The 16,976-nt window shown below is 69.5% G+C and carries 12 protein-coding genes and 2 pseudogenes; 11 read left to right on the top strand and 3 right to left on the bottom strand.

The features are described from left to right. Window positions 1-21 precede the first annotated feature (21 nt). The gene (locus tag ACZ4D5_RS33990; RefSeq protein WP_467776324.1) at window positions 22-1,449 is read right to left on the bottom strand and encodes a hypothetical protein; all 1,428 of its coding nucleotides are present in this window, start codon (window positions 1,447-1,449) and stop codon (window positions 22-24) included. Between the two features lie 630 nt (window positions 1,450-2,079). On the opposite strand from ACZ4D5_RS33990, the gene ACZ4D5_RS33985 reads away from it, so the two are divergent. The 5 genes and pseudogenes from ACZ4D5_RS33985 to ACZ4D5_RS33965 all read left to right on the top strand — a co-directional run. After that, complete coding sequence (locus ACZ4D5_RS33985) at window positions 2,080-2,586, top strand: MauE/DoxX family redox-associated membrane protein (protein ID WP_467776323.1); 507 nt, start codon at window positions 2,080-2,082, stop codon at window positions 2,584-2,586. 386 nt (window positions 2,587-2,972) lie between these two features. Next, entirely contained in the window at window positions 2,973-3,122 is a 150-nt protein-coding gene (locus tag ACZ4D5_RS33980; RefSeq protein ID WP_467776322.1) for a hypothetical protein, read from the top strand. Between the two features lie 218 nt (window positions 3,123-3,340). Continuing rightward, window positions 3,341-4,938, top strand: a pseudogene (locus tag ACZ4D5_RS33975) (FMN-binding glutamate synthase family protein). Window positions 4,939-5,178: 240 nt separating this feature from the next. Continuing rightward, window positions 5,179-6,138 carry a hypothetical protein gene (locus ACZ4D5_RS33970; protein ID WP_467776321.1) on the top strand — a complete coding sequence of 320 codons (960 nt, stop codon included), beginning with the start codon at window positions 5,179-5,181 and terminating at the stop codon, window positions 6,136-6,138. A gap of 674 nt (window positions 6,139-6,812) precedes the next feature. After that, a pseudogene (locus tag ACZ4D5_RS33965) lies at window positions 6,813-7,193 on the top strand (cupin domain-containing protein); the annotation flags it as partial. A gap of 9 nt (window positions 7,194-7,202) precedes the next feature. On the opposite strand, the gene ACZ4D5_RS33960 reads toward ACZ4D5_RS33965, so the two are convergent. Next, a complete protein-coding gene (locus ACZ4D5_RS33960) occupies window positions 7,203-8,015 on the bottom strand; it encodes a phytanoyl-CoA dioxygenase family protein (RefSeq protein ID WP_467776320.1) in 813 nt (270 codons plus the stop codon). A gap of 487 nt (window positions 8,016-8,502) precedes the next feature. On the opposite strand from ACZ4D5_RS33960, the gene gyrB reads away from it, so the two are divergent. Next, window positions 8,503-10,518, top strand: a complete 2,016-nt coding sequence (gene gyrB, locus ACZ4D5_RS33955) for a DNA topoisomerase (ATP-hydrolyzing) subunit B (RefSeq protein WP_467776384.1) — start codon at window positions 8,503-8,505, stop codon at window positions 10,516-10,518. Between the two features lie 89 nt (window positions 10,519-10,607). Beyond that, complete coding sequence (locus ACZ4D5_RS33950; protein WP_467776319.1) at window positions 10,608-12,719, top strand: DNA gyrase/topoisomerase IV subunit B; 2,112 nt, start codon at window positions 10,608-10,610, stop codon at window positions 12,717-12,719. A 198-nt stretch (window positions 12,720-12,917) separates the two neighbouring features. On the opposite strand, the gene ACZ4D5_RS33945 is transcribed toward ACZ4D5_RS33950, so the two are convergent. Continuing rightward, window positions 12,918-13,373: a DUF3995 domain-containing protein gene (locus ACZ4D5_RS33945; RefSeq protein ID WP_467776318.1), complete on the bottom strand. Its 456-nt coding sequence runs from the start codon at window positions 13,371-13,373 to the stop codon at window positions 12,918-12,920. Window positions 13,374-13,636: 263 nt separating this feature from the next. Here ACZ4D5_RS33945 and ACZ4D5_RS33940 point away from each other — a divergent pair, with 263 nt between their 5' ends. The 4 genes from ACZ4D5_RS33940 (at window position 13,637) to ACZ4D5_RS33925 (ending at window position 16,973) form a co-directional block, all read left to right on the top strand. After that, on the top strand, window positions 13,637-13,999 hold the full coding sequence (locus ACZ4D5_RS33940) for a peptidase inhibitor family I36 protein (RefSeq protein ID WP_467776317.1): 363 nt from the start codon (window positions 13,637-13,639) through the stop codon (window positions 13,997-13,999). Further along, complete coding sequence (locus ACZ4D5_RS33935; protein ID WP_467776316.1) at window positions 13,996-14,910, top strand: hypothetical protein; 915 nt, start codon at window positions 13,996-13,998, stop codon at window positions 14,908-14,910. Before ACZ4D5_RS33940 ends, ACZ4D5_RS33935 begins: the two co-directional genes overlap by 4 nt. A 231-nt stretch (window positions 14,911-15,141) precedes the next feature. Continuing rightward, window positions 15,142-15,681, top strand: coding sequence for an ArsR/SmtB family transcription factor (locus ACZ4D5_RS33930; protein ID WP_467776315.1), 540 nt, complete (start codon window positions 15,142-15,144; stop codon window positions 15,679-15,681). A gap of 17 nt (window positions 15,682-15,698) precedes the next feature. Continuing rightward, window positions 15,699-16,973, top strand: coding sequence for an MFS transporter (locus ACZ4D5_RS33925; protein WP_467776383.1), 1,275 nt, complete (start codon window positions 15,699-15,701; stop codon window positions 16,971-16,973). The last annotated feature ends 3 nt before the right edge of the window (window positions 16,974-16,976 follow it).

Raw genomic sequence — 16,976 nt, 5'->3', positions numbered from 1 at the left:
GCCGTCGTTGTCGCTCGCCCCTCAGGAGGTGGGGCGACGGCGCCTGCGGGCGGCGGTGGCCAGAGCCGTGCCCACGGCGATCGACGCGCCGCCGACGCCGAGCATCCAGCCGGACGCGGCGTCGCTGCCGGTCTCGGCCAGAGAAGCGCCCGTATGGGGCCCACCGGTGTCGTCACCGGCTGCGCCGGGTCGCTCGGGGGCCGGCCCGGGCCCGGCGGCACTGCTCCCCGTGGAGGCACTGCTCCCCGTCGAGGCGCTGCTCCCGCCCTTGGCCGAGCCGGGCGCGGCGGAGCCGTTGGCAGCGCCTCCACCGCCACTCATGCCGCCCTTGTCCGCGTGATCGGCACCGGTCCCGTTGCCCTCGTCGGGCTTTTCGCCGCCTCCGGGCTTCTCACCGCCTCCGGGCTGCTGGCCGCCTCCAGGCTTCTCCTTGTCCCCAGGCCTCTCTTCGCCCCCAGGCTTTTCGCCATCTCCCGGCTTCTCCTCTTCGCCAGGCTTTTCGCCGTCCCCGGGCTTCTCCTCTTCGCCAGGCTTTTCGCCGCCCCCGGGCTTCTCCTCTTCGCCAGGCTTTTCGCCGCCCCCGGGCTTCTCCTCTTCGCCAGGCTTTTCGCCGTCCCCGGGCTTCTCTTCTTCGCCAGGCTTTTCGCCGTCCCCGGGCTTCTCCCCGCTCCCTGCGGGAGCGATGATCTTCGACAGCACCCAGTAGCCCTCGCCCGAATCAACGCCGTCGCCGCAAACTCGTGGCTCTATGAAGAAGTCGACGAGCGAGGCATCCGCAGCAGCTCGGATCCGGAGAGCGATCGTGGTTCGGCCCGGCGGGGTCGAGAACCCCTCCAGCAAGGTGAAGTCATAGTCGCCCAGGTTGGGATCGCTCCAGGCCTGTACGTCGCGCCACACGCCGTCGACGTGGATCTGGACACGGAGATCATCTCCGTACAGCTTGTCATCATCGATGGTGTTGATGGTCATGTCCAGATCCCAAGGCCCGGACTCACCATGGACGTTGTCGATGACGGCAGCGAACTCCACCCAGTCGCCGCCCGCCTCGATGGCTTCCGGGACACCCTCCAACTTGGCCTCGGGTACCTCATGCGCACGAGCCCCCTCGCTCTGCGGGGCAGAGGAGGCAGTGGGAGTCGCTGTTGCCGGGGCGGGAGTCTCGGCCTCGCGCAAGGGCGTGGGCAAGTGCTCGGACTCGGACTCGGACTCGGACTCGGCAGAAGGCTTGTCCACTTCCGGGACACCGGCTTCCGCCACAGGCTCATCAGCCGGAACCTCCCAGCCACCTGCCTCGTCCTCACTCGCGCTCGTTCCGCCCTCCCCCCTCGCCTCTTCCTCAGCGCTCCGGTCGGGCACCGTCACCGCCGTGTCGAGGGCTTCACCCGCCACCGCGGGCGCGGCCCCGAGAATCGTCGGGGCCATCGCGGCGGCAGTGGCGATCGCGGCCATGTACTTCAGTCTCACTACGTCGTCCCTTGTGCGGTGCGGTGATGATGGCTCCAGCTTCAGGGCAGGCGGCACGCCGAGGTAGAGATGTCCGACTAATGCCTCCATAAGCCACATCTATGACTCTGGAGGTCGAGCAGTCGGCCCACCCATGGCGCAGCGCTCCGCTCAAGGGGGCGGTTGTCCGATCACCGGTCGGAACTCCGCGGTCGGCGCCGCCATCAGCCAACGGCCGCTCGCCACGGCGAACTTGATCCGGGCTGACCCGGCCGTCGGCCAACTCCCGGATCCAGCGCCTGGAAAAACTGGTACCTGGAGAAGACTGGTCATGCGACCCAGGCCCGTACCCCTCCTCCAGCTTTCCTCGACCACAGCGCTCAAGAGCGCGACCCTGAACGGTGGGGCCGGCGGTACTAGGCTCTCTGGCCGTCAGGGGGGAACCGGCCTCGGGAACGCTGCGGGCGGTGACGGTGACCGGGTGCGAGGCGAGGCGCACAGGCCCCTCATAGAACGGGCTTATGGGGTCATCGAAGAGCCGCGGCTACCGGCGCGCGACAGCGTGAGCGAGGTTCAAGGCGTAAACCGACGACGTGGTCGGTCCACGCCTGACGCCACGAGAACAGGAACCCGCAGGTGACGACGCGACCCCCGACGCGCACCGCCGCACACGAGCCCTGGGGCCGGGCCCGGCGGCCACGGCCGGGCATCGCCACGGCCGTGCGGGGCGCCCATGCGCTCGTCTGGCGCTGGGCCGGGTGGGCGAAGATCCAGGACCCGGCGGCATCCGCCCAGGCGGTACGCGCCTACCGGGCCCTGCCCGAAGTCCTGGCCGCTCCGGTCGGCCACGGCGTCCCCGCCCTGGAACTCGCCCTCGCAGGACTGCTGTTGGCAGGGTTGTGGACCCGGCTCGCCGCGGTGCTCTCCGCGCTGCTCCTCACCGGGTTCCTGACAGGGGTCGTCCAGGCGTGGGCCCGTGGCCTGAGCATCGACTGCGGCTGCTTCGGCGGCGGCGGTGCAGTCGACTCCGCGGACACTCACTACCTCCAAGAGGTACTCAGGGACGGCGGGCTGCTCGTCCTGAACGCCTGGCTGATCCGCTGGCCCGCGAGCCGCTTCTCACTCGACGCCGCACTCCGCTGACCGACACCGCGCGCACCTGCCCCTCCCCGTCCTCGCGCCTGACTCCCGTGACGTTTCCTCCGCATCGCGACAGATCTTTCACCAACCCCACCTCCCGAACAGGCCTCGCATGAGCAAGTCCGCCCGTACACAGTCCCGTCAGGCACGAGAGCGCCTGCGGACTGACCATGAACGAGCCGCCCGGCGTTCGCGCCGCGTGTGGCAAGCCACCCTGAGTGCCGGGGCCTTGGCGGCCGTAGTCACCGTCGTGGCGGTTGCCGTCGTGGTCCAGTCCGGCCGGGCCGAGGACGGCCGTCCCGTCGTTCCGCCCGCGGGGGCCACGGGCAACGAGGAGCTGATCATCCCCAGCGGCCGGGCTGCTGGCACTCGGGAAGAAGGTCGACGGGATGAACACGGCGAAGTTCACCTCCGTCGTCAGGACGGGGACCCACGGCACGTGGGTGGACAAGGTGCAGGAGACCTTCGACCGGCAGAGCGCGATCCAGGCCACGCCGGCGGTGTTCTTCAAACACGCCGGCGGTGTTCTTCAAAGGTGAGGACCTTGTCGACGCCACAGAACACCCGCTGACCCCCGAGCGGTTGACTCAACTGGTGGAAGCGGAAACAACACGCTGAGCACCCCAGATCACACCAAATCGCCCCAGATCCCAGGACAGGCGTCAGCTTGCTCGCGGCAGGCGGAACTCCAGCGGGCTCGCCCCTGCTCTCGTACGACCACCCCATCCCCGACCTCACGGAAATGTGAAGCCTCTTCATGGAGAAACTTCTCGGTCTCGCCCGCTACACCGTGCTCGTCGCGTGCGCGGCAAGTGCCGCATGCGTCACGGCGTTGGCTTGTGTCCAGTCCTCCTGGTGGTGGCTGGCGACCGTGCCGACGCTCGGGCTCACCGCGCTCGGAGTGTGTGACGTTCTGCAGCGTCGGCACGCGATCCTGCGCAACTACCCGCTGCTCGGGCACGCCCGTTTCATGCTGGAGAGCGTCAGACCGGAGCTCCAGCAGTACTTCGTCGAGCGCAACTTCGACGGCCGTCCCTACGACCGCGACGTACGGGACGTGGTCTACCAGCGCGCCAAGGGGATCGAGGCGAAGACGGCGTTCGGAACCGAGCGGGACGTCTACGCCGAAGGGCACGAGTTCCTGGCTCCGTCCATGGCTCCCGGCACGGTCCGCGAAGAGCCGCCCACCGTGCTCGTCGGCGGGCCGGCCTGCACACAGCCGTACGCCATGTCGCTGCTGAACATCTCCGCGATGAGCTTCGGGGCCCTGTCGGCCAATGCCGTTCTCGCACTCAACAAGGGCGCCCAGGGCACGTTTGCCCATGACACCGGGGAAGGCGGGATCTCCGAGTACCACTTGCGCCACGGAGGCGACCTGATCTGGCAGATCGGGACCGGATACTTCGGCTGCCGCACACCGGACGGGGACTTCGACGCCGATGCCTTCGCGGTCAAAGCCCGCCACCGGAACGTCAAGTGCGTGCTCCTGAAGCTCTCTCAAGGAGCCAAGCCCGGCCTGGGCGGGCTGTTGCCGGGGGCCAAAGTCGACGCCGAGATCGCCGGAATCCGCGGTGTCCAGCCGGGCCGCACGGTCGCTTCCCCGCCCCGTCACCGCACCTTCTCGACCCCGCGCGAGCTGACCCGGTTCATCGCCCGCATGAGAGCGCTGGCGGAGGGAAAGCCCATCGGCATCAAGCTGTGCGTGGGCGACCGTGTCCAGGTGCTGGCCCTGTGCAAGGCCATGCTCGCCGAGGGCGTGAGCCCTGACTTCATCGTCGTGGACGGATCCGAGGGCGGCACAGGAGCCGCGCCACTGGAGTTCGCCGACGAGATGGGGATGCCACCGAGGGTCTGATGACGGTGCACAACGCGCTCGTCGGCACCGGACTGCGCGATCAGATACGCATCGGCGCCAGCGGAAAGATCGCCACCGGCGGAGACATCGTCAAACGCCTCGCCCAGGGAGCCGACTTCACCAACGCGGCCCGCGCCATGATGTTCGCCCTCGGCTGCATACAGGCCCGGGCCTGCCACACCAACGCCTGTCCTGTCGGCGTCGCCACACAGGACGCACGCCGCGCCCGAGCACTGGACGTCGCCGAGAAGGCCGACCGCGTACGCCGCTACCAGGCAGCCACTGTCCGCAGCGCCCAGCACATCATCGCCGCCATGGGCCTCGACACCCCTGACCAACTGCACCCCCGGATGCTGCGACGCCGGCTCAGCCCCAGCGGGGGAATCCGCTCCTACGCCGATCTGTACGAGTGGCTGGGCGAGGGACAGCTGCTGAACGACCCTCCGGCGTCGTGGCGAGCGGACTGGCACGCCGCCGATCCCGACCGGTTCGGGCCGTGATGCGGAGGGTCCTGGGCCTCGTATCGCCAGGTCGGGCCCTGGTCCTTTGCTCCGCGTCGACTGCCCCCTCCCGTATGAGGAGTTCGATGGTCCTGATCATCTGGACCCGACGTGAATGTTATGGGTACATGACAGGTAGGCGTGAGGCGTACGGGGCAATACGTTGCTTGGCGAGCGACGGGCGGTGCAGCGCTCGTCGCTCGCCGTGGCCCCACACGATCGCTTCGAGAAGAGGTCCTCGTGAACCGTGGACGTTCCTCCCGTCTGGTGACCGCATGTCTCGTCCTGGCCCTGGGTTCGGGCACCGCGGCCGCCGGTCCCGCGTCGGCCAGCCCCGCCGGGGTCACCGGACAGAGCCGTGTCCCCGATCCCTACTGCTACGACGAACCGTCGCGGCCGAACGCCGATCTGAGCGACCTCAAGGCCGCCTTCAACTCCTCGAACTGGATGCGGACCCTCCAGGCCATGTACAAGCGGCGCTGGCCCAGCGGGGAGGCGCTGGCGATCGCCCAGGCCAACGACAAGTACTGGGACCAGTTCGTGGACAAGCGGAGCTTCGACGGGTTCGCCGAGTCGATGATGGTGGCGATCCACGAGGAGACCCACATGTGGGACCTCGACTCGTCCCGGACGGAGTGGGACGTCCACACGGCGTCGTGGATCAATGCCGGTCAGCAGGCGCTGAAGGTCCCCTTGCACGGCGGCTTCCCCCGCAAGGAGATCCTGCCGCTGATCAAGGACAACCTCAGCTCCTCCATGGACGACATCTATCTGCGGGACAGAACCCAGGGGTCGTACCGTCTCCAGGGAGTCCTGGCGGAGCTGAACGCCGGGCTGACCGGGCTGCCGGCGGTCACGGTGCTCCAGGAGTACATCAAGGGGGTGGGCGCCAGTAACGCCCGTGACATCGCCGCCACCAACCTGCGGTACCTGCTGCTCTACCTGCGCGTCGCCAAGGACAAGCACCCGGCCTACTGGGCCAAGATCAAGGCCGAGCCCAAGCTCCGCGACCTGGTGCTGACCCAGTTCCTGCGTACGGCCTACTGGTTGGAGAAGTCCGCGCCCTACACCGGCAGGCTGGGCAGCAAGGACGCCGACAAGATCACCGCGACCAACTACGCCCCGGAGAACATCGCCGTCCTGGAGGAATTCACCGGCCGCAAGGTGCGCCTGGACGCACAGAAGCACTGCACCGCCTGAGAGGGACGGCTTCCTCGAGGGTCGGCCGAAAAACAGTGGATCAGCACTCCCCTGCGCCGCTACCGTGCTCCCGACCACTGCCACCTGTCGAGGACGAGCCGTTGTACGCCAAGTGAGACTCCCCGAGCGCTGATCCGTCGCGCGTCGCGCATCCGCGACGCGCTCCTTTCCGCTGCGGTCTTCTCACTGGAACCGGTGCATCTCTGTGTCCACGAACTCTGTGTCCAACCCTGTGTCCACGAACTCTGTGTCCACGAACCGGGTGGTTGCTCCCGCCTTTCTGTCCACCCTTCTCCGCCGCTGCCACGGGTGCGCCTCCGGGCACTTCCCGACGAACGGCGCATTCCGTGTGTCGCTCAAGGCTCCGGTCGTACGGCGCCACCGCCTGAGCGGATCGGATGTTCCCGATCGGCCCGCCTGGCAGTCGCCGTACGGTCCGCCGCCGCGCCGCACGCGCCGCGGTCGGTGGGCGGCGCCTGTACCGGTGCTGACCCGGTCTCACTCGACTCCGCGGTACGGATACCTGTGCAGTCGGTGCGACTGATCACCGACGTTTCGGCCCGGGGCCTGTCCGGCGGCATCCGACCTGCCGGACAGGGCCCGGGACCTGTCACGAAAGTGGCCGTGGCGGCTCCTGTGAGTGTCGATGCGGTCGGCTGCTACCTTCCGTAGCCATGAACGACGGCGTGTACGTGGGCAATGCGGGCAAGGACGCGGCGCTGGACCGCGGGTGGCTGCTGGGGCATTTCAAGGACGCCTCCGATCCTCGGCACAGCGAGGACGTGGAGATCAAGTGGGGCGTCCACCCGCAGGGCGATGAGCGGGCCCAGTGGGTGACCGGCGAGGAGCGCACCGCCCTGCTGGTCCTCATCGAAGGGCGTTTCCGGGTGGAACTCCCTGGACGCAGCGTCCTTCTGGCACGGCAGGGGGACTACGTCGTGTGGGGCCGAGGCGTCGACCACTCCTGGTTCGCCGAGGAGGAGTCCGTGGTCCTGACGGTCCGCTGGCCCTCCGTGCCCGGCTACAAGGTCAGCGAAGAGGACGATTCCGCCGACCGTTCGCGTCTACCCGGCGCCGTGGCCGGGGCCGCCCCCGTCCGGGCCCGCGGTGTCCTGTCCCAGGCCCCGGCGGATCGCGATCTCCACGGGTGAGTACGCTCCGTCCGCCCGCTCCAGTTCGTACGGCACGGCCGGCATCAGCGGCGGCTGGGCCATGAAGCGCGGGCGCGCCCCATGGTGTGGCTGCGCCGCGTGCACCAGGAACGGGTGGCACAGGAAGACGTCGCCCGGAGACCCGGTGGCGAGGGCGAGTGGCCGGTGGTCGGACGCCGCCACCAGGTCGGGCGCGAGGGCGAGGCCGCTCGCCCCGTCCTCCCCGTACTTCTCCAGCACCTTCGGTACGTCGAGGTGTGAGCCGACCCGGATCCGGGTCGGGGCGTCCTCCGCGCCGACCTCGCTGAACAGGAACAGCATCAACAGCGCCCGGCCCCGGGAGCGCAGATTGGTGAAGTACCAGCTCTCGCCCTCCGGCAGATAGCTGCCTTCGATGTGCCAGCCCGCGTCGTCGGGCTCCTCCTCGTGCGGGAAGCGCAGCGGGAACGTGCCGAGCGAGTAGCGCGGCTCCCAGCGTCCCGCCCCGACGAGCAGGTCGTACGCGTGATGCAGGGCCGGCGAGTTGGGTGCGGCGGCGAACGGCCCCTGCGCCATGCCCGCGACCCAGTGCACAGGCTGCGTCCATGTCGCCGGATCATCCGGGTCGCAGCCCGTCTCTCGCCACAGCAGCCGCGCGCAGTCCGCGGCCACACGCGGCGCGACGGCGCCCTCCAGCTTCACGAAACCGTCGCGCAGGAAACGGGATACCAAGGTCGTGTCATCCATGCCCCCATCGTGCGGCGGCGCTAGGCCCGCGCACCCGACATTCTCCGCACCGACTTCGTCGGGTGCTCAGCGCCCGTCGTCACGCTCGAAAAAGCCCCTGTAACCCAGCGCACCGAAGCACCCTGGAAGCCCTCACATGAGGATCTCCGGGATTTTCCCGTAAGCCAAGCAGGGGGGATCGACCGCCTGGGCGTTCGGCGACGAGAGGGGCACATAGAGGTCTTCTTGCCCTAGGTTCGCGTGGGACTTTCGGTATCTTCGAGAACGTCACGTCGCCTTCCCGGCGTCGCGACCCGCGGGCCCCGAGGGTCTTCTTCGGGCTGCCCGCGACACGTCTCCCGTCCAGCGATCCGACCGCTCTCGCGCCGTGGTGCGCGACAGCGCGGTTCGCCGTGCCCGAAAAGAGAGCATTGTGACTACTTCCGGCACTCACGCCGCCTCCGAGAGTTCCGGCGCCGAGCAGAACGGCCACGCGCGGAACGGCCATGTGCAAAACGGCCACACGCGCAACGGCCATGCCGGGTCTGCCGCGTACGACGCCACCGCGATCACCGTCCTGGACGGGCTGGACGCGGTGCGCAAGCGGCCCGGGATGTACATCGGCTCCACCGGTGAGCGGGGTCTGCACCATCTGGTGCAGGAGATCGTGGACAACTCGGTCGACGAGGCGCTCGCCGGGGTGGCCGACCGGATCGATGTGACGATCCTGACCGACGGCGGCGTGCGGGTGATCGACAACGGGCGCGGCATCCCGGTCGGCACGCATCCGGTGGAGCAGAGGCCGGCCGTCGAGGTGGTGCTGACGGTGCTGCACGCGGGCGGCAAGTTCGGGGGCGGCGGGTACGCCGTCTCCGGCGGCCTGCACGGCGTGGGCCTGTCGGTGGTCAACGCGCTCTCGACCAGACTCTCGGCGGAGATCTGGACCGACGGCCACCGGTGGACCCAGGAGTACGAGGACGGGGCGCCGGTCGCGCCGCTGGCCCGCCACGAGGCCACCTCGAAGACGGGCACGTCGTTGACGTTCTGGGCGGACGGCGGCATTTTCGAGACCACCGAGTACTCCTTCGAGACGCTGGCCAGGCGGTTTCAGGAGATGGCCTTCCTCAACCGGGGGCTGACCCTGACGCTCACCGACGAGCGCGAGTCGGCCCGCGCGACGGCCACGGCCGACGAAGCGGGCCCGGGCGCCGCCGGGGAGCACGCGCCGAAGACCGTCTCCTACCGCTACGACGGCGGCATCACCGACTTCGTGGGCTACCTCAACACCCGCAAAGGGGAGCCGGTCCACCCCTCCGTCGTCACCATCGCCGCCGAGGACACCGAGCGCCTGCTGTCGGTGGAGGTCGCGCTGCAGTGGAACAGCCAGTTCGCCGACAGCGTCTACTCGTACGCCAACACCATCCACACCCATGAGGGCGGCACGCACGAGGAGGGCTTCCGCACGGCGCTGACCACGGTCGTCAACCGGTACGCGCGCGAGAAGCGGCTGCTGCGCGAGAAGGACGGCAACCTCACGGGTGAGGACATCCGCGAGGGCCTGACCGCGATCATCTCGGTGAAGCTGGGCGAGCCCCAGTTCGAGGGCCAGACCAAGACCAAGCTGGGCAACAGCGAGGCCAGGACGTTCGTGCAGAAGGTCGTGCACGAGCACCTGACGGACTGGTTCGACAGCAATCCCGGCGAGGCGACGGACATCGTCCGCAAGGCGACCCAGGCGGCCACCGCCCGGCTTGCGGCCCGCAAGGCGCGGGACCTGACCCGCCGCAAGGGCCTGCTGGAATCAGCGGCCCTGCCGGGCAAGCTGTCCGACTGCCAGTCCAAGGACCCGGAGAAGAGCGAGATCTTCATCGTCGAGGGCGACTCCGCCGGCGGCTCGGCCAAGTCCGGCCGCAATCCGCAGTACCAGGCGATCCTGCCCATCCGCGGCAAGATCCTCAACGTCGAGAAGGCCCGTATCGACAAGATCCTGCACAACCAGGAGGTCCAGTCGATGATCTCCGCGTTCGGCACGGGCGTGCACGAGGACTTCGACATCGAGAAGCTCCGCTACCACAAGATCATCTTGATGGCGGACGCCGACGTCGACGGCCAGCACATCAACACCCTGCTGCTGACCTTCCTGTTCCGCTTCATGCGGCCGCTGATCGAGCACGGACACGTCTACCTGTCGCGTCCGCCGCTCTACAAGATCAAGTGGGGCCGGGACCACGTGGAGTACGCCTACTCCGACCGCGAACGCGACGTCCTGCTGGAGCGAGGCCGGCAGGACGGCCGCCGGGTCAAGGACGACTCCATCCAGCGGTTCAAGGGGCTGGGCGAGATGAACGCCGAGGAACTGCGCGTCACGACCATGGACCAGGAGCACCGTGTCCTCGGCCGGGTCACCCTCGACGACGCGGCCGTCGCCGACGCCCTCTTCTCCGTCCTGATGGGCGAGGACGTCGAGGCGCGCCGCTCCTTCATCCAGCGCAACGCCAAAGACGTGCGCTTCCTCGACATCTGAGCCGCCGTCGTCCGGCCGCCCCTGCGCCCGGGCCCGTCCGCGGCCCGGGCGACCCGCCCCTGCCCGTCCGCAGCCGAAGAGAGCACCGCGTGAGCCCGCACCCCCTCCCCTCCCCCGGCAGCCGCGTCCAGGACGGCTCCGACTACACGGCGCGGCACCTGATGGTCCTCGAAGGACTTGAGGCCGTTCGCAAACGCCCCGGCATGTACATCGGCTCCAGCGACAGCCGCGGCCTGCTGCACTGCCTGTGGGAGATCGTCGACAACGCCGTCGACGAGGCTCTGGCCGGCGTCTGCGACCGCATCGAGGTCGTCCTCCACGAGGACGGATCGGTGCAGGTGAGCGACAACGGCCGGGGCATCCCCGTGGACACCGAACCCCGCACCGGCCTGTCCGGCGTCGAGATCGCCTACACCAAACTCCACGCCGGCGGAAAGTTCGGCGGCGGCTCCTACGCCGCCTCCGGCGGTCTGCACGGCGTCGGCGCCTCGGTGGTCAACGCCCTCTCCGCCCGGCTCGACATCGAGGTCGACCGCCACGGACACACCCACGCCATCAGCTTCCGCCACGGCGTCCCCGGCATCTGCGCCGGCCCCGGACCCGACGCCCCCTTCACGCCCGCTCAGGGCCTGCGCCGCACCGCGAAGATCCCGACGTCGCGTACCGGCACGCGCGTGCGCTACTGGGCCGACCGCCGGATCTTCCTCAAGGAAGCCAGGCTCTCTTTGGACACGCTGCACCAGCGCGCTCGCCAGACCGCGTTCCTGGTGCCCGGGCTGACCATCGTCGTCCGCGACGAGTACGGTCTCGGCGCAGGCGGCAGCAGGAGCGAAGAGGTCTTCCGCTTCGACGGCGGCCTCAGTGAGTTCTGCGCGTACCTGGCCGACGGCACAGGCATCTGCGACGTCCTGCGCTTCAGCGGGCAGGGCAGCTTCAAGGAAACCGTCCCGGTCCTCGACGAGCACGGGCGCATGACGCCCACCGAGGTCACCCGGGAACTCGGCGTCGACGTCGCGATGCGCTGGGGCACCGGCTACGACACCACCGTCACGTCGTTCGTCAACATCATCGCCACGCCCAAGGGCGGCACCCACGTCACCGGCTTCGAGCAGGCAGTGGCCAAGACGGTGAACGAGGTGCTGCGGGCCAAGAAACTGCTGCGTACCGCCGAGGACGACATCTCCAAGGACGACGCTCTGGAAGGTCTCACCGCCGTCGTGACGGTGCGCCTCGCCGAGCCGCAGTTCGAGGGCCAGACCAAGGAGATCCTCGGCACCTCGGCGGCCCGCCGTATCGTGCACACCGTCGTGGCCGAGGAGCTCAAGGCGTTCTTGACCTCCGGCAAGCGTGACGCCGCCCAGCAGGCCCGCGCCGTCATGAACAAGGCCGTCGCCGCGGCCCGTACGCGTGTCGCCGCCCGTCAGCGCAGGGACGCCCAGCGCCGCAAGACAGCTCTGGAGTCCTCGTCGCTGCCGGCCAAGCTGGCCGACTGCCGCAGCGACGACGTGGAGCGCGGCGAGCTGTTCATCGTCGAGGGAGACTCCGCGCTCGGTACCGCCAAGCTGGCCCGGAACTCCGAGTTCCAGGCGCTCCTGCCGATCCGCGGCAAGATCCTCAACGTTCAGAAGGCGTCCGTGTCGGACATGCTGAAGAACGCCGAGTGCGGCGCGATCATCCAGGTCATGGGCGCCGGGTCCGGCCCTGCCTTCGATCTCGGCCGGGCCCGCTACGGCAAGATCATCATGATGACCGACGCCGACGTGGACGGCTCCCACATCCGCACCCTGCTGCTCACCCTGTTCCACCGTTACATGCGGCCCGTGGTCGAGGCCGGCCGGGTCTTCACCGCGGTGCCACCGCTCCACCGCATCGAGCTCGTCCAGCCGAGGAAAGGTCAGGACAGGTACGTCTACACCTACTCCGACCGTCAACTGCGCGACACGCTCGGGGAGTTCCAGAGCACGGGCGTCCGGTACAAGGAGTCCGTCCAGCGCTACAAGGGCCTCGGCGAGATGGACGCCGACCAGCTGGCCGAGACGACGATGGACCCGCGCCGCCGAACGCTGCGCCGCATCAACCTCACCGACCTGGAAGCCGCCGAGCGGGTCTTCGACCTTCTGATGGGCAACGACGTCGCGCCCCGCAAGGAGTTCATCGCACGCTCCGCCGCGGGACTCGACCGGTCCCGGCTCGACCTCTGAGCTCGACTTTCGACCTCTGACTGCGTGTGGAGAGTTGCTGCGCGGCTCGGCGGGGGTTCCTGTGCCGGGCCGGGCCGGCTGGGCCCGAAAGGCGTGGCCCACGACCTCTCGGGCAGCCGAGCATCGGGGGCGCTCGCCAACTGTCCCTGGCAGGACGCCATTTGCTGGGCAGGGATGGGTTCTCAGCCCTTCGGCCTGTTACCGGGACACCGGATTCTTCGTGACATAGGCGGCCAGGGCGCCAAGGGACAGACAGATCGGGGAGTAGAGGGCCAGGTCGAGCCGCGTATAGGACGTGGCTTCGGACGAGCCCGAGGAGACGAAGCCCCACCCGGCGCGACTCAGCAGCACGCCCGCAACGATGCCGGTACCCAGACGGCCGATCCTGGCGGGCAGCATGCGTGGCGCGAGCCCTGACTCAGCGGCGACAAGATAGGCGGCTCCCGCAAGCGCCATGGCCACCGGGGCCGTTGCTGCGGCCGCGACGGCGGCACTGGGCACCTCGGCCTCGGACAGGCCGCCGATTCTGGCAGCGGCCTCGACACGGTCGGCGAACGGCCACGGAGAGACGATCCACACGACATGCATGGCCGCAGCGGCGCCGAGGCCGATCACGCCGGTCGCTCCGACAAGTTTGGTCAGGTCATGGCCCATGAGGCAAACCTAGGGCCAGGACCTGGGGCAGCACGAGGGCCTCGGGCGACACGTGGCGCCCGTACGCCCTCCACAACGCACGTCTCCGGCCTCGTCCGCCTCGGACAGGGAGTCTGCATTGCCCGGCCGCGCACCCCTCGCCGCGCAGGGCGAGGACCGCGAAATTCAGCCGTCACGCGCGGAACTCTGTCGTCCAGCCACAGCCCGGTGAAATCTGTGGGCGCACGGTCCGCAGGGGACAGTGCGTGAAGAAGGGGGGAACGATGCTCAAGAAGCTGCTGACATCCGCGGCCGCCCTGACCATGGCGGCGAGCGGAGTCACCGTCGCGGTCGCCGCTCCCGCGAGCGCCGCCGCGTGTCCGAGCACCAAGCTCTGCGCCTACCTGAACAAGAACTACGTGGGCGACCCCGGCGAAGTGGCGGGCGACAACAGCAACTTGCTGCAGTACAACAAGTTCAACAACGCCCTGTCCGTGTCCAACAGCGGCACCCAGTGCACCGTACGCATCTACAGCAGAACCGGCTACGCGGGCAGTCATGTCGACATCCGTCGCGGCTACGGCATCGGTGACCTGACCGGAACGGCGTACTACAAGAACGTGGCGTCCAACCGCTGGTGTCCGTGACGCACATGCGCATCAGAACAGCAGTGGCGGCCGTGGCGCTGCTGACGGTGGTCGGGTGCTCCGAGGCACCCGGCCATCGGGCGTCCCTGCCCTTGCCGGTGCCATTGCAGGGCGCGGCCCAGCTCGCCCCCGACGAGGAACAAGCACTTCACGAGGCGGAGGAGCGCGCCGTCGCGTCGTGCATGCGGGACAAGGGATACGACTACCGCAGAGTGCCGCCTGTTCCGGCCCCGGCCGCCAACCCGTACGGCTTGGTCACGCGTGAAGCCGCGCAGGACGACGGCTACGGCATGACCCGCGCAGCTCTGGCGGCGCCGGGCCCCGACCCCAACGTTCGCCTCACCGCGCGCTGGTCGCCCGAGCGGCGCAAGGGCTGGGAACGGGCCTTGATCGGGACCGCCCGCCACCAACGCACCATCACGGCCCGCCACGCGCCCTCGCTACGGGTCAACACGGACGGCTGCGTCTACCAGAGCCAGATCGAACTGTACGGGCGGGGCTGGGAGAAGAGCCGGCTGGCCCTCGAAGGCGTGAACGCGAAGCTCCTCCATGAGGTGACGAGTTCCAAGGCGTTCATCAAGGGACAGCACGCCTGGGCCCGTTGCATGCGGTCCAAGAAGGAGCCGTACGCGACGCTCGACGATGCACGCGGTGCGATACAGCAGCAGTTGGCCAAGGCAGGCACCTCCCCCGAGGCCCTGCGCCGCGTGGGACGCAGGGAGCTCGACCTCGCCACCAGCGACGCCGCATGCCAGGACGAGAGCAAGCTCGCCGACATCGCCCGTACGGGGCAGCGTCGCGCGGAGAAGGAACTGCCCGACAGTGCGCACCGCCTCGCCGAACGGGTCTCCGCCGCACGCCAGCGAGTCGTGGCAGGCGCGCCCGACGTCACGTCAGCACCTCGGCCCTGAATCCCTCTGGGCCGCGGACACCGGGTCCCCGACGCATGCGGGCGGCTCGGCCCCCAGACCCGCGACGTTGCGGATTCTGCGGCCAAGTCCCTGTCCCCCATGGTCAGAAGCTGCGCAGAACCGCCAACTTGTCATGCTCCGCAACGAAATCCTCACGTGCTGGACGGCCGACTCGGAGAGTCCGAGCCAAACCCCTTGCCCAATGGTCAAGAATCGTTGACCATTGCTCGCATGCCTACCGACGACCGTCCCGAGACGTTCCACGTCACCACCGATGAGCAGCTACGCGCCGTCTCCAACCTCACCCGCCACCGGATCATGGCCGTGCTCCGCTTCGAACCGGCGACGATCACGCAGATCGCCGAGCGGGTGGGCCTCGCGAAGGGGAGCTCCAGCTATCACGTACGCCTGCTCGAACGGGCCGGCCTGGTGAAGGTGGTGCGGACGCGGAAGGTGCGAGGGGTCACCGAGCGGTACTACGCCATGGCCGCCCGGTCGATCGAGCTGCCCGATCCGGGCGAGGGCGGGCCGGATCTGCTGATGCGGCATGCGGTGGCGGACCTGGAGGCGGCGCCGGCGGAGGGCGAGCGGCACGTGCGGATGGCGCATCTGCGGCTCACCGACGAGCAGTTCGCCGAACTGGGGGCGCGGCTGCAGGCACTGGCGGACGAGTACCGGGAGCTGTCCGACCCGTCGCTGCCGGACACGTCGCTCGTCTTCGCCCTGTTCCACCCGGCGACAGGCCGTCAGGCAGAGGAGGGCACCAAGTGACCTCATCGACAAGGACGTTGCCGACCGGCTTCGGACGGCTGTGGACCGCGCAGACGGTGTCCTCGCTCGGTGACGGCGTGACGCATGCCGCGCTGCCGCTGCTCGCGCTGACGTTGACCCGCGATCCGATGGCGCTCGCCGTCGTCACGGCCGCCGGGACGCTGCCGTGGCTGCTCTTCGGGGTGGTCGGCGGTGCGCTGGTGGACCGCTGGGACCGCCGACGCACCATGTGGGTCGCGGACGCGGGACGTGCGGCGCTGCTCGCGATACCGGCGGCAGCCGCCGCGCTCGACGTGCTGAGCATCCCTCTGCTCTCGGCCGTCGCCTTCCTGCTCGGCCTCGGCGGACTCTTCTTCGACACCGCCGCCACGGCCTATCTGCCGGACCTGCTCGGCCGCGACCCCGCACTCCTGGAACGCGCCAACTCCCGCCTGCGCGGCGCCCAGACCGCCATGTCCGGCTTCGCGGGGCCGCCCGCGGGCAGCGCACTGCTCGCGCTCGGACGGGCGGTTCCGCTGCTCGCCGACGCGGTGTCGTTCGCGCTCTCCGCCGTGCTCGTACGGTCGCTGCCCGCCGCGCCCCGGCCCCTGCCGCAGGCCCGCGAGTCGCTGCTGCGCCAGGCGCGGGCCGGCGCCTCGTACGTGTTCCGGGACAAGTTGCTGCTCGGGCTCGCGCTCCGCCCGGCGGTCGGCAACATCGCCTTCCTCGCCGTGGAAACCGTCCTCGCCCTCTTCGCGCACGACCGTCTCGGCATCGACACCTTCGGCTTCGGCCTGCTCCTCACCGCGGAGGCCACCGGCGGCCTGTTCGGTGCGGCCATCGCCTCCTTCCTCGGCCGACGGCTCGGCACCGGCGCCGCACTGACCTGCACGGCCACGGTCGAGGGGCTTGCGATCCTGGGGCTTGCCGCCGCCCCGAACCCGTACGTCGCCGGCCTCGCGCTCGCCGCCTGCGGGGCGGGCATGGGCGCCACCATGGTGCTCGCCCCCTCCCTGCGGCAGGCGATCGTCCCCGCCCATCTGATCGGCCGGGTCACCTCCACCTCCCGCATGCTCGCCATGTGCGCCGCACCGTTCGGCGCCTTCCTCGGCGGCTGGCTGGCCACCGCCTTCGACGTCCGCGCCCCGCTCTACACCGCCGCCGGTCTCCTCCTCACCATGACCGCCGTCACGGCGACCATGACCAGCAACCGCCGGGTCGAGGCGGCACTGCGTGACGCCGCCCCGGCCGACGCTCCGGATGATCCGCAGTCCCCGGATCCCGTCCGGCAGGAGGCACCTGAAGTGGCGTGAGGC

The sequence above is a fragment of the Streptomyces sp. NPDC025651 genome, from assembly GCF_055558735.1.
Note: the sequence above shows the minus strand (reverse complement) of the source record. Positions and strands in the feature narration are given on the sequence as shown.